This is a genomic window from Deinococcus yavapaiensis KR-236, assembly GCF_003217515.1.
In the GTDB taxonomy this organism is placed as follows: domain Bacteria; phylum Deinococcota; class Deinococci; order Deinococcales; family Deinococcaceae; genus Deinococcus_A; species Deinococcus_A yavapaiensis.
Genome location: NZ_QJSX01000003.1, coordinates 77,816 through 98,998, shown reverse-complemented (window position 1 = coordinate 98,998; position 21,183 = coordinate 77,816). Strand labels below are relative to the sequence as shown.

The following is a 21,183-nucleotide window of genomic DNA, read 5'->3' as shown; positions in this document are numbered from 1 at the left end:
CCTCTATACTGGAGCGCTATGAAGCCGCGACTGTACGAAATCGAAGTTCTGGGCGGCCTGGAAGAGTTCGCTTTGCAGGAACTGCAGGGCGTGAAGGGCGTGAAGGGGCTCGACGGCCCGAGGTTTTTGTACGCGGGTGATACGCGCACCCTCAAGCGCCTCAAGTCCGTCGTCGCCGTGTACGTGGTCGAGTCGTTCTTCGTGCCGCGACCGAAAGCCCTGCTGGGCCATCAGCATCTGCTGCACCTCGTGGCGTTCGTGCGCGACGTCACCTCGCAAGATTCGTTCTCGTCGTTCCGCTTCAGCGCGGCGGGACGCGACTCGGCGGTGTTCGAGCGTCTCGCGCTGGAGTTGGAAAGCGCCACGGGCCTCAAGCACCTCCCCGAGGAAGGCGAGTTGCTGCTGCGCGTCGTTCCGGGCGACGAAGGGTGGGACGTGCTCGCGCGTATCACGCCGAAGCCGCTCTCGGCGCGCGCTTGGCGGGTGTGCAACATGTCGGGCGGTCTCAACGCGACCGTGGCGCACGCCATGCTGCGCTTCGGCGGCATTCGCGAGAACGACCGGGTCTTCAATCCGATGTGCGGCAGCGGCACCTTGCTCATCGAACGTTCGCTCATCGGTCCGGTCGAGACGCTCGTCGGGGTCGACAAGGATCCCGACGCGCTGACGTGCGCGCGGGAAAACGTCGCCGCCAGCAAACGCGGAGGCATCGAACTGCACCAGGTGGACATCACGACGGCCGACATGCCGACGCGCGCCTTCGATCTCATCGTCGCCGACTTGCCGTGGGGCGACGCGATCGGCTCGCACGACGACAACGCCATCCTCTACCCCGCGTTCCTCAAGGCGATGGGCCGCGCGGTGTCGAAGCGCGGCCGCATGGTCGTCCTCACGCACGAGGTGAGGCTGTTTCAGGAAGTGCTGGAAGAAGACGGGCGTTGGAAGTTGCTGAGCGAGGTGAAGGTGTACCACGGCGGGCACTACCCGAGGATGTACTTGCTGGGTCGCTGACCGTTACTCGCCGCTGGCGTACAACGCCGCGCCGACGAAGCCCGCGTTGTTGCGAAGCTGCGCGGGCACGACGGGCGTTTGAAGCTTGAGGTGCGGCAAGAACTTATCGCTTTTCTTACTGACGCCGCCTCCGATGATGATGAGGTCGGGCCACAACAAGCGCTCCAGGTACGCGACGCCGTCGGACAAAACGGTCGCCCACTCCTTCCAACCCAGATCTCGGTCTTCGCGGACTTTGTCAGACGCGATGTGCTCGAATTCCTTGCCGCCGAGTTCGATGTGCCCGAACTCGGTGTTCGGCACGAGCTTCCCGTCCATGATAAGGGCGCTTCCGATGCCCGTTCCGAGCGTCAGCAGCAAAATCGTGCCCGAGACGCCCTTGCCTGCCCCGAAACGCGCCTCGGCCAGCCCGGCGGCGTCCGCGTCGTTGAGCAGCACGACGTCACGCCCCGTCACTTCCGTCAGGAGGTGTTGGGCGGGCGCGTTGATCCATGTCTTGTCGACGTTCGCGGCCGTGAGGGTCGTGCCGTGGCGAACGACCGCCGGGAAGGTACAGCCGACCTTGCCATGGTACTCGAAGTGTTCACACAGTTGCTTGACGACTTCGGCGACGGCTTGAGGCGTCGACGGTTGCGGCGTCGGAATGCGGTGCCGCTCGGCGAGGAGTTCTCCGGTGACCGTGTCCACGGGCGCCCCCTTGATGCCGCTCCCGCCAATGTCGATGCCCAAAACGCGTGTCATGGTCGACATCATAAACGGTTCGACCCTTGACAATCCACGGATATCGGAGTCTGATATCATTATCTGATAAGGAGGCGTATGGACCTCAACCTGCTCAAAGGAAATCTCGACCTCATCCTCCTCTCGATTCTGGAGGAAGGCGAACGCTACGGTTTGGAGATCACGAAAGAAGCCAACGTTCGCACGAACGGCTACTTCAAACTCAACGCGGGCAGCCTGTACCCCGCCCTGCACCGACTGGAAAGCGCGGGCTGGATCACGAGCGACAGCCGACAACCACCGCGCGGCGGGCCGAGCGTGAAGTACTACCACCTCACGCCCTCGGGGCGCGAAGCCTTGCAGGCCAAACGCGACACCTACGCCAGCTTCGACTCGGCGTTGCGGGCGCTGTGGAGCGCGAAGTGAACGCCGAGGTGGAGCGCTACCTCGACGACGCCTGCCGAGGTCTCGTGGGCACGCGGCGGGCGGACGTGCGGGCCGAACTTTACGCTAACATCGTGCAATGCGCGCTCGACTTCCGCGTCGGCGGGATGAGCGAGTCGGAGGCGGTGCGCGAGGCGCTACGAGAGTTCGGGTGCGCGCGGCAAGCGAACAGCGGCTTGTTGCGCGTCCACCTCTTGCCGCGCGTCCTCCACTGGCTGCTGCTCGTCTTCGCCCTCTCCAGCATCGGGTTCGGCACCGTCTCGCTTGCCCGCGCCGCTTCGCACGCCGCGCCTCCCGCGCACGAGGAGCGCCCGTGACGACGCGCCCGCTCGCCCGCCTTTGGAAGAACTGGCTGGAGCCGATCGTCTTCGCCGTCGCCTTCACGACCTTCGGCGCGAGCGCCGTGAGGGTCGACGGCGCGAGCATGATGCCGAGTTTGCGACACGGCGAGCGCATCGTCGTGCCGAAGTACGAAACGTGGCTGCACCGCCTCGGCGTCGGGCAGTTCTCGCGCGGCGACATCCTGATCTTCAAGCCGCCCGCCGGAGCCGTCACGAAAAACTTCTACGGCCTTTGGAACTATCGTCCGTACCTCGTCAAGCGCCTGATCGGCTTGCCGGGCGACCGCGTGCGCATCGCGGGCGGCGACGTCTACGTCAACGGCGCGAAGCTCGACCAGACGTTCGTCACGAACTACTGGAAGGCGCAAGGCTGCTGGGACACCACGAGCGAACTCGCCAACCGCGCCCAGAGCAACCTCGGAGGCATGGTCGCGACGACACGCGAAGTGACGGTGCCCGACGGGCACTACTTCGTGATGGGAGACAACCGCACCGCGAGCGGCAGCGAAGACTCGCGAATGTTCGGCGCCGTGCCGCTAGGAAACGTCGCGGGCCGCGCCGTGTTCTCCGCGTGGCCCTTGACGCGCAAGGCCGACGCCACGTACCCCTGCTCGTACGAAGGCGCCCGCCCGCAGGACTTCGTGAAGTTCGGCGGGCCGAGCGTCCTCAATTCGCGCGTCCTCGGTCGCCCCGCCGCGTTCTCCCGCTTGAAGTGAAGCTCACTTGCGCCGCGCCTGCTCGTACGGATCGATGAAGCGGCCGCGCGAATCGAAGGCGCGCCGCAAGAACGTCGCGGGGTACTCGATGAGCCAGTACGTGACGTTCGCGACGAGGATCGCGAGGATCGCGAGGACGAGCGCGTTGCGCCAAAACGCGCTCGGGGCGGGATCGACGAGCAAGCCTCGCTTGGCGAGTTCGAGCATGATCGGCTCGTGCCACAAGTACACGCCGTACGAGATGAGGCCGACGTGGGCCCACACGGGATGCGCGAGGCGGCGTGCCATGCGCGACGCGCTCGGCGCGAGGACCGTGGAGGCGAGCCAAAGGGCGAACGCGAGGCCCGAGAGGCTGTAGGCGAAGGTGCGAACGAGGTCCACTTGAAAGCGCAGGCCGAACGTGAACGCGACGAGGGCGAGCGCGACGAGACGCACGGCGAGACGCGCGGTCGCGCCGAGCGGCGCCTGTTCGCGGCGAGTGACGACGATCACGGCGAGCAGCATCCCGAGCGCGAACGAGTCGAGGTGTGCGATCGGGCCGAACGTGAAGGCGCGCGGAACGGTCGGCATGAACGCGTGAACGGCGAACTTCGCGAGGAGGCTCAAGGCGATGAGACCGCTGCACCATGCCAGCAGCAAGCGAACGCGGGCGGGCGCCGCTCGATTCGTGGCGCGTGCGTGCAGCCACGGTCCGAGAAGTGCCAGCAGCAAGTAGAACATCACCTCCACGCCGAGCGACCACGCGGGCCCCACCGTGTAGAAGATGAAGTGCGAATCGAAGACGTGCGTGAAGGTGAGGTGCTCGAAAAGGTCCGTCCAGTTTTCGGGGGAACCGGTGTAGCGCAGCGTCCACACCACCAAGATGACGACGTAGTACAGCGGAACGATGCGAATGGCGCGCCTCAGCAGGAACGCGCCCGGATGCAGGGCCGATCCGCTCGAGAGGAGGGAGGTCGCGATCGGCAGGAAGATCAAAAAGCCCGAGAGCGTGAAAAACCACGCGACGGGCGTGTCGAGGTTGACGAAGAGGGTGTGCAGCGGCGTGCCTTCGTACAGATACGTCTGCGCGGCCGTGCCTTCGCGCGTGAATTGATACGCGTGGAACAGCACGACGAGCAGGGCGGCCACACCGCGGTACGCTTCGAGTTCCTCGTATCGAGCGGAGGCGCGCGGAGCTTGCGTCATTTGGCGTCTCCCCCGCCTGAGTCGCTCGGGCTCTTGGTCGTGCGCGGCGTGACTTTCCAGGCGCGCTCGTGACGCAGCTCTTTGAGTTGCGCGACGACGGCGAGCAAGTTCTTGTACGGCGTGTAGAACACGCTCGACACGAAGAGGTAGAACCAGAACCACGAGGCGCGGCGGCGAATTTGCGGTTCGGCGCGTAGGTAGGCGAACAACGCTTGCCACGGGCCGACGCTGAGGGTGAACAAGCTCGTGAGCACGAAGATCGGCACGAACCAGTCCACGGAGCGCGCGGTCGGGCCGTACAGCCAAAACAGCACGATTGGAAAGATCTGCAGCGACAAGATCGGGTAGAACTCGCGCCACGCGAGCAGGTGCACGAAGCCGAGTTTTTGTCGCCAAGAAAGATTCTTGGACAGCAAGGCGCGCAAGGTGTGCATCAGCGACACTTGGAACCATCCTTGCGCCCAGCGCAGCCGCTGGTTCGTGAGCGCCTTCAGGGTCGTGGGCGCGAGTTCGCGCGACACGAGGAACGGATCGGACCCGATCTTGTACCCCGCCTCGACGGTGCGCAGCGCCGAGTCGATGTCCTCGGTGAGCATCGAGCCGCGCATGCGAATGAGGCGCAGCAGCGAGGTTTTCCAAAAGCCGTTGGAACCGCCGAAAATGCCGAAGTCGTGCATGCGCGCCCGACCGGGATGCGACACGGCGTAGATGCTTTCGAATTCCACGGCGACCATTCGCGACACCCAGCTTTCGTCGCCGTTACGAATGAAGCAGTGGCCTTGCACGACATCCCAACCGTTCGACAGCCAACGCCACGCGCGTTCGAAGCAGTCCGGGTCGGGGTGGTGGTCGGCGTCGTACACGGCGGTGAACTCGCCCGTGACGTGCGCGAGGGCGGCGTTCACGTTTTGCGCTTTGGACGTACTGCCTTCGACGCGCAACGGCACGAAGCGGCGGTCACGCCGAGCGAGGTCACGAAGCGTCGCTTCGATGGGCAGGTCGCGCGGCGTGTTGTACGCCAAGATAACTTGCAAACCCGCCGGGTAGTCGACGCGAAGGAACGCTTCGATCGTCTCTTGGACGGTCGCCGCCTCGTTCGGAAGGTACGCGGCGATGATGGCGCTCGCGGGTGGGGCAGGCGCGCCAGGCTGCTGAGGCGGCTGGATGGGGTCGAAGGCCAAGAAGCCTTCCACGAGAATCAGGGCCGCCGTGAGGAGCAGCGCGACCACGACGAGGATGTAGACGTAGGGCGTGACATCGAATCCGGCGAGGGCGAGGCCGCAGTAGATCAGGAAGGGCACGCCTATGAGGGCGAGCCCGACGACGAGGATCTGGACGGGCAGCCGAAGCGTTTCGCGCAAGTCCGCCGCGAACTTGCGCTTTTGCACACGCGCGCGTCCGTGAACGGCGGGGTCGTACAAGACGGGCAGCAGATCGAGGTGGGACGCCGAGTATTCCAGCGCGGTTCTCGCCTGCGCGCGAAGTGTCGCCGCGTCCGTGCCTCGACGGTAGAGGGTGACGCCGATGGAGGGGGTGAGGCGCAGGCGGTCGCCGTGGATCGTGAAGGTATGCGACACGATTCTCGCGGCGGCTTTCCGAGCGCGCTCCATCGCTTCGTCGGGCTGCGTTTCGGGCATCAGCACCGTGAACGTGCCGCTGGAATCGTGCGTCACGACGTCGAGGCGGCGCAGATGGTCTCGCAGCAACGCCGTCATTTGACGAGCGACCGACGCGTCGAGCTCCGAGCCGTATCGGTCGCGCAGGCGGACGAGCTCCTCGATTCGGATTTCTGCGACACACAAGGAGTGCCCCGTGATGACGGCGCGCTCCATTTCACGGGTCATGGCACCTTCGAAGGTCGTGGTGGTCAGCAGGCCGGTTCGGCGGTTGCGCGCGACGCGCGAGCGTGGCGTGGGCGGACGCGCGAGTTTGGCGCGAATGCGGGCGTGCAGTTCCTCGGCGTTCACCGGCCTCGAAACGAAGTCGTCGGCGCCCGCCTCGAGCGAGTCGATGACGTCGCGCATGCTTTCCTTGTGCGTCAAGACGATGATGGGGAGGTCTTCGAGCGTCGAGTCGGAGCGCACTTGCTGAATGAAGCGCACGCTGTCTATGTGCTCGGACGTGGACGCGGTAATGAGGATGTCGGGTTGCACTTCTCGCAGCAAGGGAAGCGCGCCGTCATCGGAAGGAGCCGTGACGACTTCATACCCGTGACCGACGAGTTCCAAGACGAGTTCTCCTGCACGGTGATCGTCCGGTTCGACAAGGAACACCGTCGGTTGCGTGCTGAGCGGCAGTCGAGGTACTTGGGAATCGAGGGGGGTTTGCTGCATGGCTCTACTCCGGCAATCCCGAGCGTAAGGTTCGACGCCCGATATTTGCTGGGTCGATCAGGGGGGCGTCTTCATAGAAAAAGAAGGAGACAAGAGTCGTGACGGCGAATAGAAGGTCGGCCTTCTATCCACATCTGCAGTTTTTCACTCACACCTCAGCAGTTTCACACTAAAATAGAGCGGTTCAGGCGCCGAAGCTCTCGAACGAAACGGCAAACCTTCCGCGAGGAAGAGACGCAAAGCCACGGGACTCTCGAAGTCGGCCGGGTTACCGAAACGAGGACCATGAAGCACGTACCGACACGCTTGTTCATCGGGCTCACCCTTCTGCTTTCCGCGTGCGGAGCGCCACTTTCGACGCTCGACGCGACGTCGTCGGATCTGCAAGCGCTGGGTGGAGGCACGAAAACCACCGCGCCCGCGGCGCAAATGGTACTGACGACCGCCGACGCGAAGAATCTGCTCGCCCGGCAAAGCGACTTGAGCTTCCGAGCGGACGCAGGAAGCACCACGTACACCATCGACGTCGACACGACGCGGACCTACCAGGAGATCGCGGGCTTCGGCGCGGCGCTCACCGAGTCGAGCGCGTGGCTTCTCAACTCGAAGCTCGACGCCACGCGACGCTCGGAGGTCTTGCGCAAGCTTTTCGATCCAGCGCTCGGCATCGGCCTCAGTTACCTGCGCGTGCCCATGGGCGCGTCGGACTTCGCGCTCGGCAGTTACACCTACGACGACGTGCCCGCCGGCCAAACGGACGAGACGCTGGCGAACTTCTCGGTGGCCCGCGACGAGCAGGACGTACTGCCGACGGCCCGCGCGATTCGCGCGGTCAGTGCGCGCGTGCGCTTCATGGCGTCCCCGTGGAGCGCGCCCGCTTGGATGAAGACGAGCGGCACGTTGAGCGGCGGCAGCTTGAAGCCTGAAACGTACGACGCGTACGCGCGTTACTTCCTGAAGTTCGTGCGCGCCTACGAAGCGTCGGGCGTGCCGATCGACGCGGTGACGTTACAAAACGAACCGCACCACGAGACGACCGCGTACCCGTCGATGCGCTTCGAAGCTTCGGACGCCGCACGCTTCGTGGGACAGCACCTCGGGCCGACCTTCCAAGCGGCGGGCTTGCAAACGAAGCTTCTCGGTTGGGATCACAACTGGGACGAGCCGAGCTACGCCCAAACGTTGCTGAGCGACGCGGCCGCCTCGAGTTACCTCGCCGGAAGCGCCTTTCACTGCTACGCGGGCGACGTGAGCGCCCAGTCGACCGTGCAAGCCGCGTGGCCCACGAAGGACGTGTACTTCACGGAATGCTCGGGCGGCGGGTGGGCCACGAACTTCGGAGACAATCTGAAGTGGAACGTCGAGAACCTCGTGATCGGCGCGACGAGAAACTGGGCGAAGACGGTGTTGCTGTGGAACCTCGCGCTCGACGACGTCGGCGGTCCCACGAACGGCGGTTGCGGGAACTGCCGAGGCGTCGTCACCATTCCGAGCGACGGAAGCGCCATTCGGTACAACGTCGAGTACTACGCGCTCGGACACGCCGCCAAGTTCGTTTCGCCCGGCGCGCGGCGCGTCGCCTCCACGACCTTCGGAGTCGGCAACGTCCAAAGCGTCGCCTTCCGCAACCCCAACGGCACGCGCGCCTTGATCGTGTTGAACGGCGCGAGCGAAAGTCGCAGCGTGAAAGTACGCGAAGCGGGCAAGTCCTTCACGGTGATGCTCGTGCCGGGTGCCGTGGCGACCTTCACCTGGGCGCCCTTGTAACGGACCCACGAAGAGAGAAGCGCTCCCCGATCGGGGAGCGCTTCTCTCTTCGTGAATTCTTCGGGGGCTTACGCTTGAACGTTATTCGTGCGAGCGTTCTTCGACGCTTCCACGAGGGCCGCGAAGGCTTGCGGTTCGCGCGCGGCGATGTCGGCAAGCACCTTGCGGTCCAAGCCGACGCCCGAGAGCTTCAGTCCGTGCATGAACGTCGAGTAGTTCATGCCGTGCAGACGCGCGCCCGCGTTGATGCGCTGAATCCACAGGCGGCGGAAGTCACGCTTCTTGTTGCGACGGTCGCGGTACTCGTACGTGGCGGCGTTGAGAAGCGTCTGGAAGGCGTTCTTGTACTGCTTGGAACGCGAACCCCAGAAGCCCTTGGCGCGCTTGAGGACCTTCTTGTGACGGCGGCGACGAACGATGCCGGTCTTTGCGCGTGGCATGGTTTATTTCCCTCCCGGCAGCATGGCCTTCATGCGTGCCCACTCGCTCTTGGCCAGGACGAAGCCCTTGCCCTTGCCGCGAATATCGTCGCCGGACTTCCCGGTGTTCTGGTGGCGTTTGCCACTCTTGAACGCCATGACCTTACCGGTCGCCGTGATCTTGATTCGGCGCTTGGCGCTCTTCTTGGTCTTTTGCTTCGGCATGTTGCTCCTTGGAGACGAACGACACTGACGGCCGTCGCCTGAGAGTCAGGCCGCGCCGTGTCGTTTCGAGACGGCAGCGTTGATCGCCTGAGCTCTGCTTGTGCTCCCTGAAAGGCAGCCTTGACAGTGTACGGCAAACGAACAGGAGAGGCAAGCGCCTCTCCTGTTTCGTCGCCGGGTTACGCGCTCGCCGCCGGGGGTTGCTGATCGAGTTGATCGTCCGGGCGCTTTTCGGACTTTTTGACCACGCCAGGCTTGGGAGCCATGATCATGTTCATGTCCATGCCCATCATGCTCGGGTTGCTTTCGGGCGTGCCGATATCGGCGAGCGTGTCGGCGACGCGGTGGAGAATCTTCTCGCCGAGTTCGGGGTGCGTACGCTCGCGACCGCGGAACATGATCGTGACCTTGACCTTGTGGCCTTCTTCCAGGAAGCGGCGCACGTGGTTGGTCTTCGTGGTGAAGTCGTTGTCGTCGATCTTGACGCGGAACTTGATCGACTTGACTTCCTGAGCACGGGCTCGCTTCCGGTTTTCCTTTTCGTTCTGCTGCTGTTCGTACCGGAAACGACCGTAGTCCATCAGCTTGCAGACAGGCGGAACCGCCGTCGGGCCGACCATCACCAAGTCGAGGTTCTTTTGACGCGCCATGGCGATCGCTTCCCTCGTGTCGATGATGCCGACTTGCCCGCCTTCGTCGTCGATCAGGCGAACTTGACGGACCCGAATCTGCTCGTTGACTTTGTGCTCTTTGGCTATGTTTATCACCTCTCGTGGAGCGAGCCCTCGGGCCCGCCGCAGGCCTACCGTTCTGGCAGTGACCTTCATCTTACATCAAAGCTCACGAAAACACCCGTCCGAAAGGCTGCTCGGCTTAAGCACGCCTTACGATTGAGCGGTGCGAACGCTTTCGTTTGGAAGTTCGGCCGTGCGCGACTTCTCGCGTGAGGTGCTGCTGACCGACGGCTTGGGCGGCTTCTCGCTCTCGACGCTTCATGGCGTGCCGACCCGGTCGTACTCGGGCCTCGCCGTGAGCTTCACCCCGCCCGTGGAGCGGCACGTGATGTGGATCGCCGCGCGCGAGACCCTCGCCGTGGAAGGTCGGCGCACGACGCTGCACGCCTTCGAGGTCGCGCCCCTCGCCTTCGAAGGTGAAGGGCTCGGATGCGTGGAGCGCGTGAACTTGACGGACTTGCTGCCCGAGCGCGTCCAATTCGCGCTCGGCACCCGGGTGCGGCGACGGGCCTTCATGCCGAGGCATTCGGGCGCGCTCGTGTTGCTGTACGAGGTGGAGGCGAGCGAGACGGGCAGCTTGACGCTCGGCGGGCTGTTCACCGACCGCGACATGCACGCCGTTCGCGACGAACTGCCCGCGTTGACGTTCGAGCGGGACGCGGACAGCGTGACGATTCGAGGCGGCCGCTTCCTGCGCGTGCGGCTGCGATGCGAAGCCGACGTCACGCCCCTCGAACCGCACGCCTCTCCGCAGCGGCTTCACCTTCGCGCGGAGGCCGAGCGTGGCGAGGCGAGCACGGACGTCGCGGCGAGCGTGGACTTGTGGCGCGTCACGTTCGAAGCGGGCACGCACCGCTTCGCTCTCGTGATCGACGGCCTCGGCGACGCGTCCTTCGATCCGTGGCAAGCGTGGCAAGACGAGACGGCAAGACGGCGCGACCTCGTCGAGCGGGCGTGGAGCGCGACGGGCGTGCGCGACGAGGTCGTGGCGACCTTGGCCGTCGCGGCGGACGCTTTCCTCGTGCGCCGGGAAAGCACGAACTCGACGTCGGTGATCGCGGGGTACCCGTGGTTCGCGGACTGGGGGCGAGACGCGATGATCGCCTTGCGCGGCCTCACGCTCGTCACGGGCCGATTCGAGGAGGCGCGCGAACTCCTGGAGACGTTCTTGCGGTACGAGCAGGAAGGCCTCGTGCCGAACAACTTCTTCGACGACGGTTCGGGCGCGGGGTACAACACGGTGGACGGCAGCTTGTGGTTGTTCGTGGCGTTCGAGGCGTACGTGCACGCCACGGGGGACGAGGCGTTCGCGCGGCGGCATTTGCCGCAGTTGCGCCGCATGATCGACGATCTGGCGCGAGGCACGCGGTTCTCGATTCGCCTGCATGACAGCGGCTTGCTGCGCGCGGGCGAGAAGGGCGTTCAATTGACGTGGATGGACGTCAAGATCCACGACTGGGTGGTGACGCCGCGTCACGGTCGCCCGATCGAGATCGCGGCGCTGTGGCTGTCCGCCCTCGACGTTCACGACCGCCTCGCCGCGCGGTTGGGGGAGGCGCCCGCCTTCGAGGCGTTACGGGCCAAAGGTCGCGCGGCCATGAGCGCTTTTTGGCGAAATCGCTCCTTCCCGGCGGACGTCCTCTCCGACGACGGCTCGCTCGACACGTCGATTCGGCCCAACGCGCTGCTGGCCTTGTCTCACTTGGACGCGGCGGACGTGACCGCTCGCGCGCTCCTCACCGCTCGGCGCGACCTTCTCACGCCCGTCGGCTTGCGCACCCTCTCCCCCACCGACGAGCGCTACCGTCCGACGTTCGGCGGGCACCGCTTCGTGCGTGACTCGGCGTACCATCAAGGCACGGTGTGGCCGTGGCTGATCGGCGCGTACACGGACCTCGCGCGCGATCCGAGCGCCTTGTCGGGCCTCGTCGCGCACTTGAGCGAGGCGGGCGTCGGTTCGGTGTCGGAGGTGTTCGGCGGCTCCGACCTCGTGCCGGGCGGCTGTCCGTTTCAAGCGTGGAGCGTGGCGGAGTTGTTGCGCGCGTACGTCCAGACGCGCTCGTCATAACCCCAGGCGTTGCTTGCCGAGCAGCGTCAAGGCGAGGTCGTCGCTCGGCGGGTGCGTGAGGCCCGCGCGAGCGTCACGGAAGAAGCGTTCGAGCGGCAAGGCGGGCGTGAGGGCCGCGCCGCCCGCCGCTCGAAGCGCGATGTCCGTGGCGCTCACGGCGGCGTTCGTCGCGAGGCTCTTGGCGGCGGCGAAAGACGGCACGAGACTCGCCTTTTCCTGGGAGTCCTCGCTGGCGTCCCAGCGTCGCGCGACGTCGTGCAGAAACGTGCGCGCCGCGCCGAGTTCGAGCGTCGCGCGTCCCACCGCCTCTTGCACCTTCGGCAAGGTCGCGATGGGCTCGCCGAGGGCCGTCGGAACGCGCTGCTTCGCGTAGGCGATCAGGGCGTCCACCGCGCCGACTCCCACCCCGAGGTACGTCGCGGCGACGGCCGTCCAGAACCACGCGCTCGACGAGGGCGAGTTCTTGGAGGGAATCACGTTCTTGTGCGGAACGAAGACCTGCTCGAAGACGATGTCGTGAGAACCGCTCGCGCGAAGAGACAAGGCGCCGCGCCACGTCGGGTCGACGCGCACGCCGTCGGAGGACGTCGGCACGACGAAGCGCCGCACGTCCCCGCTGGGCGTGGCGGCGCTCACGACGAGGAAGTCGAGGGCTTCGGCGCCCGTTCCCCACGTCTTGCGGCCCGTGATCTTCCAGCCGCCGTGCGTCGGCGCGGCGCTCGTGGCGGGCAGCCCGCCGCGTGACGGACTGCCGAGCTCCGGCTCGGACGCGACGGCGTTGCCGAGCCAACCGTCTTCCACGCTGCGGCGCGCGACGCGGGCGAGCAAATCGGACGGCCACGTGTCACGTGCGCTTCCCATGAGGTGCGCGTGCATCGCCGCGATCAACGCGAGGCTGGCGTCGCCGCTGCCGAGGAGTTCTTGAGCGACCGCGAACTCCGCGAGGGCCGCGCCGTCGCCGCCGTAGGCGGCGGGGATGGTGAAGGCGGTGTGCCCGCTGCGCTTGAGCTCCAACACGGCGCCTCGGGCGAGTTCGCCGGTCGCGTCGGCTTGCGAGGCCGCGTTCGCGAACACGCGCGCGAGCCGCTCGGCGCGCTCGAGCCACAAAAAGCGAGGAACGGAGGTCGTCACACCTCACAGGATACGGGTCGCTGCCCGCCCGAAACGTGCCTGACCTCGACGACCTTGGCGACGTCTTCACTCGTTTTCTCCTTGACAGGCTCGAGCGTCGTCTCTAGGCTAAACGTCATGGATACACTAATGCTGCCGCCACGGGCCGCCACGGTCGGCCTCGCGGTGGACGTGGCGGCCTTCGCGATGCACGAAGGCGAACTGCAAGTGCTGCTCGTCAAGCGCGGCACGCGGCCACATCAGCAAGTGTGGGCCTTGCCGGGCGGCTTCGTGCAAGAAGGCGAGGAGCTTCACGAAGCCGCCTTGCGCGAGTTGCGCGACGAAACCACCTTGACGCTCGAGCCACGCCATCTGGAGCAGTTCTATACTTTCGGCGCCCCGAACCGCGATCCGCGCGGACGCGTCGTGAGCGTCGCGCACCTCGCCGTCTTGCCGCACGGCCACGCCCACTTGCGCGAAGAGCGCAGCATCAACGGCGCCCGCTGGTTTCCCGCACACCAACCGCCCCTCTTGGCGTTCGATCACGCCGAGATTCTCGAGCGGGCGATCAAGCGGCTTCAAACCCGCTTGGAGTACCAGGGGCTCGCGCTGGAGTTCCTGCCCGACACCTTCACCTTGCCGGAATTGCAGGAAGTGCACGAGGCGATCTTGTCGCGTAAGCTCGACAAGCGGAACTTTCGCAAGCGTCTCTTGTCGCAAGGCTTGCTCGCCGCGTCGGGCGAGCGTCGCAGCGGCGTCGGGCGGCCCGCGCAGCTTTACCGTCGGGCGCGGACGACCCGTCGGCGCGTGAGCGCCGAGCCGTGAAGCCTTTCGGGATCGTCGTGGAGATGCGGCACGGCAAGTTGGTCACCGCTCGGGTCGTCGCTCGGGGCGTTGACGGGCGCGAAGTCGTCCTGCACCTCTCGCCGAAGTTCGCGCCACGCGTGGAGGGCGCCGAGCCGTCCCTCCCGCTCGCCCTCGATCTCGCGGGCCTCGCGACGAGTGTCTCGCTGCGCTTGGAGCCACCCGACGAAGGTTTCGTGCGCCTGTACGTGGACGGGCGCGAGCAGAAGGTCATCAAGCGCTACGGCGACGTGCTCAAGGAAGTCGCCCGCCTCGCCGACGCGTACGTCGACACCCTGTGACCCTCTCGCCGCGAGGCGGCGGCAAAGTCGGCGAGCGCGTCACCGCGGCGGAGACCGAAGCAACGACTGCAGGTCTTCCAGCACGATGCTCGCGTGCGCGTCCGGGTCTACGTCGTCGTACCGTTTGACGACGCGATGGTCCGGGGAAAGCACGAACGTGACGCGTTTGGCCCGCAAGTTGTTCTCGCCGTCCACCACCTCGTCCTCCAGCACTCCGAACGCGCGTCCCAGCTCGCCGGAAGGATCGGCCACGAGCGGGTACGTCACGCGGCACAAATCGCGAAACGACGAGTGCTGCGGTCGAGTGTCGCTGCTCGCCCCGACGATTTGCACGCCGAGCGCTTGAAAGTCGGGATTCAAGGATTCGAAGCGCCGCGCTTGCATTTGGCAATGCGTGGTGGCCGCGCGAGGAAAGAAGAACAAGACGCGCCACGTGCGCGACGCGAGTTCGGGCACGAACGACAGCGACTCGGTCGGCACCGTGTCTTCGACATTCAACATGCCTCACCATACCCATTGCTCCTCGACGCTACCAACTGCCGCCTCACACCTCGTCAGGTCCGAGAAGGTGTCCCTGCGAATCGTGACAGGCGCTTGGAAGGCGAAGGCCGAGCGGCTTGAAGCGTTCGTGACGTCGAACCTCACGGCCATCACGGACGGCGAGGCGCGGGCGGGTAGAATAAGAAGGTCACTGCCGACCTTGAAGGATTCGAGCGCCCGGCGGGAACTTTTAGAAAGCTCGGCGCTCGCGTCCTCAAGGATCGGCCAGGTCTAAGAATCATCGTGCTTTCGCGCAGCGGAGGCGGTTGGTGCAAGGAGTACGGACATGGACATGAAGAAGCTCATGAAGCAGATGCAGCAGGCGCAAGTCGCCGCCGCGAAAATCCAAGAAGACCTCGCCAAGCAGACGGTGACGGGCACGGCGAGCGGCATGGTCACGGTCACGATGAACGGGCAGGGCAAGGTGCAAAGCATCCGAATCGATCCGCAAGCGGTCGACCCCGAGGACGTCGAAGCGCTGGAGGACTTGCTGCTGGTCGCGATTCAGGACGCCTCGAACCAGGCGGACGAGTTGCAGCAGCGAGAGACGCAGCGCAGCCTCGGCATGTTCGGCGGCATGCTTTGAAGTACCCGCCGAGCCTCATCAACTTGATTCGTGAGTTGTCGCGCTTGCCGGGAGTCGGACCGAAGTCGGCCCAGCGGCTCGCGTACCACCTGTTCGAACAGCCGCGCGAGGACATCGAGCGGCTCGCGTCGGCGATCTTGGAGGCCAAGCGCGATCTCACGATGTGCCAGGAGTGCTTCAACATCACCGATCAAGAGTTGTGTGACGTGTGCACCGACGCTTCGCGTGACCGTTCGCAGATTTGCGTCGTGGAAGAGCCCGGGGACGTGAACGCCATCGAGCGCAGCGGCGAGTACCGCGGGCTGTACCACGTTCTGCACGGCAACATCAATCCAATGCACGGCGTGAGCGCCGAGAAGCTGTACATCAAGCCGTTGCTGGCCCGGTTGCAAAAGGACGGGGAACGGCCCGAGAGCTTCGAGGTGATCTTGGCGACGTCCACGACGGTGGAAGGCGAAGCGACGAGCATGTATCTGCAGCGCCTCGTGGAGCCGCTCGGTGTGACGGTGTCGCGCATCGCGTACGGTCTGCCCGTCGGAGGCGCCTTGGAGTACGCCGACGAGGTCACGCTGGGCCGAGCCCTCGCGGGACGGCGCCGCGTCACGAGCTAAGGCTCGACGCGAACACCTTACGCTTTTTTACACGGTTCTCTCACCGCTTCTTATACTGTAAGGCGTGCTCGACGAACATCTTTCCCAACTCGTCGCTGACGTCGATGGCGCCTGGGGTGCGGCGATCGGCGGTTACGACGGCCTTCTGATCGAGGGCTACGGCAGCAACGGCAGCATGGACCTGAGCCTTCTCGTGGCCGAGCACGCGGGCCTTTTGCGGGCGGCGTTCACCGCCTACGAATCTACCCTCACGGGCGGCAAGGTTCGCGAGTTCTACGTGCGGGGCGACTTTCTGAGCGCCTACAGCCTGCCCATCGGCGAGGAGCTTTTCTTGATGGTCCTGCTGGAAAACAAATCCAACCTCGGTCAGGCTCGCTTGTACGGGCTGGACGCCGCCAAGAAACTCAAGGAGTTGCTGTGAAGCTGCGCTCTCTTCTCACGGCCCCGGGCGTGCGCGCGGCGGCCCTCGTCGGCCGAGACGGCCTCGCGCTCGAAGCGTACGGCGAGGAAGGCGATCATCTCGCGGCGGAACTCGCCGCGCTTCGCGCGGGCATGGAGCGCGCGTCGCGTCGCCTCAACGGCGGGCCCCTCACGCGCTTGGCGTTCACGTCCGAGCGGTTCGAGATCGTGGCGGTCGCCGTGGGTGAGTTCACGGCGGCGGTCGCCGTGACGCGCGGTCAGGACACGCGGCCCGCGCAGATGGAACTCGCGCGCGTCGCCGTCGAGTTGCAAGGCCGCTTGCCGGGCAGGAAGGAGTAAGGCGTGCTGGAAGGCATTCTGAGCGTGAAGGGCGTGCGCAAGGCCGCGCTGTTCGACCCGAACGGCGTGATGCTGGAGCGCGTGGGCGGTCCGTCCACACCGGAAATCGTCATGATGGGGCGCGAAGTCGCCGATCACTTCAAGTCCGTCCTCGGCGGTGGAGAGCTCAAGGACATGGTGCTGGACTTCGAGGACGGCCCGGTCCTGCTGACGGCGATCGGCGACCGTGTGCTGCTGACGGCGTTCGACGACGTCGCCAACCTCGGTCGGCTGCGCTTCGGATTGAAGAAGATCGTCGCGTCGCTGCGCTGACGCTTCTCGGCGATCGCCCCCTTTCCGGAAAGGAAAGGGGGTTTCGTGCTACCCTGGTGCCTAACGGACGTTTGGCAGGAGGGCGACGATGAAGACGAAGAATCAGTGGATGACGAGCGTGTACGCGCCCGCGACGAGCAAGCTCCCCGAGCGCAAGTACAACTTCAAGAACCTCTCGGACATGGACCCCGAGCCGATCTACACCCGAGACGACCTCGACGACTTCGACGCGGCGCGCGACCTCGGCCACCCTGGCGAATACCCGTACACGCGCGGCGTCCAGACCACGATGTACCGCGGAAAGCTGTGGACGATGCGGATGTTCGCGGGCTTCGGCAGCGCCGAGCAGACGAACGAGCGCTTCCACGCCTTGCTGCGCGCGGGTCAAACCGGCCTCTCCACTGCCTTCGACTTGCCGACCCTCATGGGCTACGACGCCGACCATCCGTTCAGCAAAGGCGAAGTCGGCAAGTGTGGCGTCGCCGTCTCCTGCCTCGCCGACATGGAAGTCTTGTTCCAAGGCATCGATCCCGAGGCGGTCACGACGTCCATGACGATCAACTCGCCCGCCAACGCGATTTGGGCGATGTACATCGCCAACGCCCAAAAGCAGGGCAAGGATCTCTCGAAGGTCGGCGGAACGATCCAAAACGACATCCTCAAAGAGTTCATCGCGCAAAAGGAATACATCTACCCGCCGGCGCCGTCGGTGAAGCTCGTGATCGACACCTTCGAATGGGGTCCTCGGAACTTGCCGAAGTGGAACTTCATTTCGGTGTCGGGCTATCACATTCGGGAAGCGGGCGCGACGGGCGTGCAAGAGCTCGCGTTCACGCTCGCCGACGGCTTCCACTACGTCGAAAAGGCGTTGGAGCGCGGCCTCGACATCGACGAGTTCGCGCCGCGCATCTCGTTCTTCTGGGACATCCACAACGACTTTTTCGAGGAAATCGCCAAGCTTCGCGCCGCCCGCCGTATCTGGGCTCGGCAGATGAAAGAGCGTTACGGCGCGAAGAATTCCAAGAGCCTCATGCTGCGCGCCCACGCGCAAACGGCGGGCGTGAGCCTTCCGGCTCAGCAACCCCTCAACAACATCGCCCGCGTCGCGATTCAGGCGCTCGCAGCCGTCTTGGGCGGCACGAACTCGTTGCACACCGACTCGTACGACGAGGCCCTCGCCTTGCCGACCGAGGAGGCCGCCACGATCGCGTTGCGCACCCAGCAGATCATCGCGTACGAAACGGGCGTCGCGGGCGTGATCGATCCTTTGGCGGGCTCGTACTACATCGAGAAGCTCACGAACGACATCGAGGCGGCCGCGTTGGGCTACATCGAGCAGATTCGCGCGCTCGGCGGCGTCGAGAAGTGCATCGACCTCGGCTTCTTCGCGAGCGAGATCGGCGAAGCCGCCTACCGCTATCAACGCGAGGTGGACACGAAAGATCGCCTGATCGTGGGCGTCAACGAGTTCACGGACGAGCGCCCCCTGGAAGTGCCGATTCAACTCATCGACCCCGAGGTGGAGCGCGTGCAAGCCGAGCGCCTCGCGCGCGTTCGGCGCGAACGCGATCCGAGGCGTGCGTCCGACGCCCTCGAAGCGTTGCGAAGCGCCGCCGTGCAAGGCCTCAACACCATGCCTGCCTTCTTGGAGTGCGCGCACGCGTACTGCACGCTCGGCGAGCAGATGGACACGTTGCGCAAAGTCTACGGCGAGTACGTCGAACCCGTCACGGTGTGACCGTCGGACACGAGCTCCCTCGCGAAGCGGCGGGGGAGCTCCTTGCTTCTCATCACACGTTTCGCCTTGCACGCGTTAGACTTGGTGTCAATGAACAATTCGAAGCGTCCGTTGGGGCTGGTCCTCTTGTGTTTCTCGCTGCTCGCCGCGTGCGGTCAAACACCTTCTTCGCCGTCGCATGCGACGCTCGGCGCTCTTGGCAAGACGCCGACGGGCCTCTCGTCGGCGACGGGCAGCGTCTTCTTGCCGAATCCGTTGCAGACGACGGGGAATCAGGCCCTCACCGATCAAGACGACGCGGACGCCGCCGTGCCGACGAGCGCGTACTACCAAGTGGCATTGACGAACCTCGACGGCAGCGGATACCTGCGCGGCGACTTCGCCAACGTCTTGAGCGAGACGGGCGATCCCGCGTACGCGCCCAACGGAGCTTTCTCGTACACGCGGCACGACGACCGCTTCGAGCAAGTCATGGCCTACTTCTGGATCACCGAGGCGCAAAAGTACCTGCAAAGCCTCGGGTTCGGCTCGGGCGAGTTGCCGGCGGTGAACAAGGAATCGCAAGACGTCCGCATCAACCAGTGGGGCCAGGACAACTCGTTCTCGTGGGACAAGCACGACGTCATCAAGCTCGGCAAAGGCGGCGTGGACGACGGCGAGGACGCCGAGGTCATCGTGCACGAGTACGGGCACGCGGTGCACGACGCGCAAGTCGCCGGCTTCGGCAGCTCATTGGAAGCGGGGTCGATCGGCGAGGCGTTCGGCGATTACCTCGCCGTGACCGTGACGACGGCCGTCGCGCAGAAGTACGGCGCGCCGATCAAGACGGACTTGCCGTGCGTCGCGGATTGGGACGCCACGTCGTACACGAGCAAGGTGCCGCACTGCCTGCGGCGCATCGACAAGAACAAGACGGTCGCCGACATGGTCGGCGAAGTGCACGCGGACGGCGAAATCTGGTCGCGCGCTTTATGGGACATTCGCGTGGGTCTCGGCGCCCGCGTCGCCGACCGCGTCATCGTGAACGCGCAGTTCGGCTTCGCGCCCGACACGAGCTTCGCCGCCGCCGCGCAACAGACGGTGAACACGGCGGCTCTCATGTACGGCCCGAACGCCGCGAAGGTGGTCAAGGCGGCGTTCGCAGCGCGAGGCATCCTCGCGCCTTGACCTTCTCGGCAACCGGCGGCGCTCAGTCCGCCGCCGGTCGGTCGTGACCGAGGGTGGCGAACACCTGCTCGACGAGACTCGAGAGGCGTTCTGCACTGCCAAGTTCCGTACGCAAGTCGAGGAGGTCCACGATCTCCTCGGCTTGGCAGTCTTCTCCCTGGCAGCTTTTCCACAGCGCGAGATGCACGAGGCTCACGCCGGGCCGCAGGCCCACGGCGGGTGACCACGCTTCGGGCACGAGCGGCATGAGGGCTGCCGCGAAGCGCAACACCTCTCGTTCGCGCCGCTCCAGTTCGCGCAGCAGTTGCCCCGCCGTCTTGACGCCGACGCGCCCCAGCGCGGCCGTGAGGCGCAGCAAGCGCTCGTCGTCGGGAACGCGACGATCGACTTTCACGCCGAGGTCGTACGCGATGCGCTCGTCGAAATCGGCGACGACGCCTTCCATGACGAGGTGCCGCACGGACTGCGCGTCGAGAAAGACGTCGTCGGGATTCGCCGCGAGGCGCGTCGGGAGGGTCCTCGCGTAGCTTTCCTTGAGCGCGCGAATCGCCATGAACTCCTCGTCGGCCATTTCGAAAAGCCCGGCGAGGCGGTAGAAGCGACGGCGGATGTCGCGCGGCACGGCCTCGGTGCTTTTGTAGCCGAGGTCGTGCTCGATTTCCGCCCAGGCGTGCTGCAAGATGGAGCGAATCTGCACTTCGAAGCCGATGTTCGCGAACGGCGCGAGTTCGGGCCGCGCGAGCAATTCCGGTGGAAAGCGCACCACGTAGTGCACGCCCATATAGCCGAAACGGTCGGGGTCGTGAAGCTGCGACTTGTTGACGCTCTTGTCCCAGTCGATGACGAAGGCGCGTTCGAGTTCGCGCGCCACGACGTTCACGTCGCTCTGAAAGTACGTGATGACGCGCACGGCGACGATGTCCGTGACGTCTTCGACGCTCGTGTACCGCCCCGGCTTGCGGTGAATCTTCTCCGCGAGGCTCGAGTACTTCTTGACGCGGCCCGTGACGTGATGGATGTTGAGGCCCGCGCCCGCGAGCAGCATCGACAGCACCGCGATCGCTTCCGCCTTGAGCGCTTCGTATTGCCCGAGCCGCTCACGATACGCGGCGAGAATGCTGGATTCCATCTGCGACCCCATCGACACCAACGTAGAACTATACACGCTTCGGCTTAGCCGGTGAAAGGGCTGGTCACAAAGTGCCCGCGACGGCGTATAGTGGGCGTCATGTTCGCCGTCGTGTGTTGCCAC

24 protein-coding genes and 1 riboswitch are annotated in these 21,183 nt (G+C 65.3%); of the genes, 15 read left to right on the top strand and 9 right to left on the bottom strand.

Annotated elements, in window-relative coordinates:
- The first annotated feature begins 18 nt into the window (after positions 1–18).
- On the top strand, positions 19–1,011 hold the full coding sequence (locus DES52_RS04650; protein WP_110885625.1) for a methyltransferase domain-containing protein: 993 nt from the start codon (positions 19–21) through the stop codon (positions 1,009–1,011).
- 3 nt (positions 1,012–1,014) lie between these two features.
- Here the strand turns inward: DES52_RS04650 and ppgK are convergent, their stop codons facing one another.
- Positions 1,015–1,752: a polyphosphate--glucose phosphotransferase gene (ppgK, locus tag DES52_RS04645; RefSeq protein ID WP_110885834.1), complete on the bottom strand. Its 738-nt coding sequence runs from the start codon at positions 1,750–1,752 to the stop codon at positions 1,015–1,017.
- 78 nt (positions 1,753–1,830) lie between these two features.
- Between ppgK and DES52_RS04640 the strand changes: the two genes are divergently transcribed.
- Genes DES52_RS04640 through lepB form a run of 3 tightly spaced genes read left to right on the top strand, consistent with a single transcriptional unit; the run spans position 1,831 to position 3,232 of the window.
- Entirely contained in the window at positions 1,831–2,157 is a 327-nt protein-coding gene (locus DES52_RS04640) for a PadR family transcriptional regulator (RefSeq protein WP_110885624.1), read from the top strand.
- Complete coding sequence (locus DES52_RS23390; protein WP_245900709.1) at positions 2,154–2,492, top strand: permease prefix domain 1-containing protein; 339 nt, start codon at positions 2,154–2,156, stop codon at positions 2,490–2,492. The genes DES52_RS04640 and DES52_RS23390 overlap by 4 nt, the downstream gene beginning before the upstream one ends.
- Complete coding sequence (lepB, locus tag DES52_RS04635; RefSeq protein WP_245900707.1) at positions 2,489–3,232, top strand: signal peptidase I; 744 nt, start codon at positions 2,489–2,491, stop codon at positions 3,230–3,232. The genes DES52_RS23390 and lepB overlap by 4 nt, the downstream gene beginning before the upstream one ends.
- Before the next feature lie 3 nt (positions 3,233–3,235).
- On the opposite strand, the gene DES52_RS04630 is transcribed toward lepB, so the two are convergent.
- On the bottom strand, positions 3,236–4,417 hold the full coding sequence (locus tag DES52_RS04630; protein ID WP_110885622.1) for an acyltransferase family protein: 1,182 nt from the start codon (positions 4,415–4,417) through the stop codon (positions 3,236–3,238).
- Positions 4,414–6,750 (bottom strand): glycosyltransferase family 2 protein, encoded by a 2,337-nt coding sequence (locus DES52_RS04625; protein ID WP_110885621.1) that lies wholly within the window; start codon positions 6,748–6,750, stop codon positions 4,414–4,416. Before DES52_RS04625 ends, DES52_RS04630 begins: the two co-directional genes overlap by 4 nt.
- 201 nt (positions 6,751–6,951) lie before the next feature.
- A riboswitch (cyclic di-GMP riboswitch) is annotated at positions 6,952–7,026 on the top strand.
- A 9-nt stretch (positions 7,027–7,035) separates the two neighbouring features.
- Between DES52_RS04625 and DES52_RS04620 the strand changes: the two genes are divergently transcribed.
- A complete protein-coding gene (locus DES52_RS04620) occupies positions 7,036–8,517 on the top strand; it encodes a glycoside hydrolase family 30 protein (protein WP_110885620.1) in 1,482 nt (493 codons plus the stop codon).
- A 68-nt stretch (positions 8,518–8,585) separates the two neighbouring features.
- Here the strand turns inward: DES52_RS04620 and rplT are convergent, their stop codons facing one another.
- From rplT to infC, 3 genes are all read right to left on the bottom strand, one after another.
- The gene (gene rplT, locus DES52_RS04615) at positions 8,586–8,957 is read right to left on the bottom strand and encodes a 50S ribosomal protein L20 (protein WP_110885619.1); all 372 of its coding nucleotides are present in this window, start codon (positions 8,955–8,957) and stop codon (positions 8,586–8,588) included.
- Between the two features lie 3 nt (positions 8,958–8,960).
- Positions 8,961–9,161, bottom strand: coding sequence for a 50S ribosomal protein L35 (gene rpmI / locus DES52_RS04610; RefSeq protein ID WP_110885618.1), 201 nt, complete (start codon positions 9,159–9,161; stop codon positions 8,961–8,963).
- A gap of 179 nt (positions 9,162–9,340) precedes the next feature.
- Positions 9,341–9,928 (bottom strand): translation initiation factor IF-3, encoded by a 588-nt coding sequence (gene infC / locus DES52_RS04605; RefSeq protein ID WP_110885617.1) that lies wholly within the window; start codon positions 9,926–9,928, stop codon positions 9,341–9,343.
- Between the two features lie 130 nt (positions 9,929–10,058).
- On the opposite strand from infC, the gene DES52_RS04600 reads away from it, so the two are divergent.
- Positions 10,059–11,963: an amylo-alpha-1,6-glucosidase gene (locus DES52_RS04600; protein WP_110885616.1), complete on the top strand. Its 1,905-nt coding sequence runs from the start codon at positions 10,059–10,061 to the stop codon at positions 11,961–11,963.
- On the opposite strand, the gene DES52_RS04595 is transcribed toward DES52_RS04600, so the two are convergent.
- Entirely contained in the window at positions 11,958–13,094 is a 1,137-nt protein-coding gene (locus tag DES52_RS04595; RefSeq protein WP_245900704.1) for an acyl-CoA dehydrogenase family protein, read from the bottom strand. The two genes, DES52_RS04600 and DES52_RS04595, sit on opposite strands and share 6 nt — an antisense overlap.
- Positions 13,095–13,211: 117 nt before the next feature.
- Here DES52_RS04595 and DES52_RS04590 point away from each other — a divergent pair, with 117 nt between their 5' ends.
- The gene (locus DES52_RS04590) at positions 13,212–13,898 is read left to right on the top strand and encodes an NUDIX hydrolase (protein WP_110885615.1); all 687 of its coding nucleotides are present in this window, start codon (positions 13,212–13,214) and stop codon (positions 13,896–13,898) included.
- On the top strand, positions 13,895–14,218 hold the full coding sequence (locus DES52_RS04585; protein WP_110885614.1) for a hypothetical protein: 324 nt from the start codon (positions 13,895–13,897) through the stop codon (positions 14,216–14,218). Before DES52_RS04590 ends, DES52_RS04585 begins: the two co-directional genes overlap by 4 nt.
- A 39-nt stretch (positions 14,219–14,257) precedes the next feature.
- Here DES52_RS04585 and DES52_RS04580 read toward each other — a convergent pair whose 3' ends face one another.
- Positions 14,258–14,719 carry a peroxiredoxin gene (locus DES52_RS04580; protein ID WP_110885613.1) on the bottom strand — a complete coding sequence of 154 codons (462 nt, stop codon included), beginning with the start codon at positions 14,717–14,719 and terminating at the stop codon, positions 14,258–14,260.
- A gap of 325 nt (positions 14,720–15,044) precedes the next feature.
- On the opposite strand from DES52_RS04580, the gene DES52_RS04570 reads away from it, so the two are divergent.
- The 7 genes from DES52_RS04570 to DES52_RS04540 all read left to right on the top strand — a co-directional run bounded on the left by DES52_RS04570 (position 15,045) and on the right by DES52_RS04540 (position 19,931).
- On the top strand, positions 15,045–15,344 hold the full coding sequence (locus DES52_RS04570) for a YbaB/EbfC family nucleoid-associated protein (protein WP_110885611.1): 300 nt from the start codon (positions 15,045–15,047) through the stop codon (positions 15,342–15,344).
- The gene (recR, locus tag DES52_RS04565) at positions 15,341–15,955 is read left to right on the top strand and encodes a recombination mediator RecR (RefSeq protein ID WP_110885610.1); all 615 of its coding nucleotides are present in this window, start codon (positions 15,341–15,343) and stop codon (positions 15,953–15,955) included. Before DES52_RS04570 ends, recR begins: the two co-directional genes overlap by 4 nt.
- A 64-nt stretch (positions 15,956–16,019) precedes the next feature.
- Complete coding sequence (locus DES52_RS04560) at positions 16,020–16,376, top strand: roadblock/LC7 domain-containing protein (protein ID WP_110885609.1); 357 nt, start codon at positions 16,020–16,022, stop codon at positions 16,374–16,376.
- Positions 16,373–16,714 carry a roadblock/LC7 domain-containing protein gene (locus tag DES52_RS04555; RefSeq protein ID WP_110885608.1) on the top strand — a complete coding sequence of 114 codons (342 nt, stop codon included), beginning with the start codon at positions 16,373–16,375 and terminating at the stop codon, positions 16,712–16,714. The genes DES52_RS04560 and DES52_RS04555 overlap by 4 nt, the downstream gene beginning before the upstream one ends.
- A 3-nt stretch (positions 16,715–16,717) precedes the next feature.
- The gene (locus DES52_RS04550) at positions 16,718–17,026 is read left to right on the top strand and encodes a roadblock/LC7 domain-containing protein (RefSeq protein ID WP_110885607.1); all 309 of its coding nucleotides are present in this window, start codon (positions 16,718–16,720) and stop codon (positions 17,024–17,026) included.
- Between the two features lie 88 nt (positions 17,027–17,114).
- Positions 17,115–18,764, top strand: coding sequence for a methylmalonyl-CoA mutase family protein (locus DES52_RS04545; protein WP_110885606.1), 1,650 nt, complete (start codon positions 17,115–17,117; stop codon positions 18,762–18,764).
- A 90-nt stretch (positions 18,765–18,854) separates the two neighbouring features.
- Positions 18,855–19,931, top strand: coding sequence for a M36 family metallopeptidase (locus tag DES52_RS04540; RefSeq protein WP_110885832.1), 1,077 nt, complete (start codon positions 18,855–18,857; stop codon positions 19,929–19,931).
- Between the two features lie 22 nt (positions 19,932–19,953).
- On the opposite strand, the gene DES52_RS04535 is transcribed toward DES52_RS04540, so the two are convergent.
- A complete protein-coding gene (locus tag DES52_RS04535; RefSeq protein WP_110885605.1) occupies positions 19,954–21,060 on the bottom strand; it encodes a GTP pyrophosphokinase in 1,107 nt (368 codons plus the stop codon).
- Positions 21,061–21,183: the final 123 nt, after the last annotated feature.

What these genes read in the sequence shown, in the direction of transcription:
- DES52_RS04650 (WP_110885625.1), top strand. Translation starts at nt 19, where the DNA reads ATGAAGCCGCGACTGTACGAAATCGAAGTTCTGGGCGGCCTGGAAGAG.
- DES52_RS04580 (WP_110885613.1), bottom strand. Translation starts at nt 14,719, where the DNA reads ATGTTGAATGTCGAAGACACGGTGCCGACCGAGTCGCTGTCGTTCGTG.
- DES52_RS04640 (WP_110885624.1), top strand. Translation starts at nt 1,831, where the DNA reads ATGGACCTCAACCTGCTCAAAGGAAATCTCGACCTCATCCTCCTCTCG.
- rpmI (WP_110885618.1), bottom strand. Translation starts at nt 9,161, where the DNA reads ATGCCGAAGCAAAAGACCAAGAAGAGCGCCAAGCGCCGAATCAAGATC.
- DES52_RS04540 (WP_110885832.1), top strand. Translation starts at nt 18,855, where the DNA reads ATGAACAATTCGAAGCGTCCGTTGGGGCTGGTCCTCTTGTGTTTCTCG.
- DES52_RS04545 (WP_110885606.1), top strand. Translation starts at nt 17,115, where the DNA reads ATGAAGACGAAGAATCAGTGGATGACGAGCGTGTACGCGCCCGCGACG.
- DES52_RS04630 (WP_110885622.1), bottom strand. Translation starts at nt 4,417, where the DNA reads ATGACGCAAGCTCCGCGCGCCTCCGCTCGATACGAGGAACTCGAAGCG.
- DES52_RS04620 (WP_110885620.1), top strand. Translation starts at nt 7,036, where the DNA reads ATGAAGCACGTACCGACACGCTTGTTCATCGGGCTCACCCTTCTGCTT.
- DES52_RS04625 (WP_110885621.1), bottom strand. Translation starts at nt 6,750, where the DNA reads ATGCAGCAAACCCCCCTCGATTCCCAAGTACCTCGACTGCCGCTCAGC.
- DES52_RS04570 (WP_110885611.1), top strand. Translation starts at nt 15,045, where the DNA reads ATGGACATGAAGAAGCTCATGAAGCAGATGCAGCAGGCGCAAGTCGCC.
- DES52_RS04590 (WP_110885615.1), top strand. Translation starts at nt 13,212, where the DNA reads ATGGATACACTAATGCTGCCGCCACGGGCCGCCACGGTCGGCCTCGCG.
- DES52_RS04535 (WP_110885605.1), bottom strand. Translation starts at nt 21,060, where the DNA reads ATGGAATCCAGCATTCTCGCCGCGTATCGTGAGCGGCTCGGGCAATAC.
- rplT (WP_110885619.1), bottom strand. Translation starts at nt 8,957, where the DNA reads ATGCCACGCGCAAAGACCGGCATCGTTCGTCGCCGCCGTCACAAGAAG.
- ppgK (WP_110885834.1), bottom strand. Translation starts at nt 1,752, where the DNA reads ATGACACGCGTTTTGGGCATCGACATTGGCGGGAGCGGCATCAAGGGG.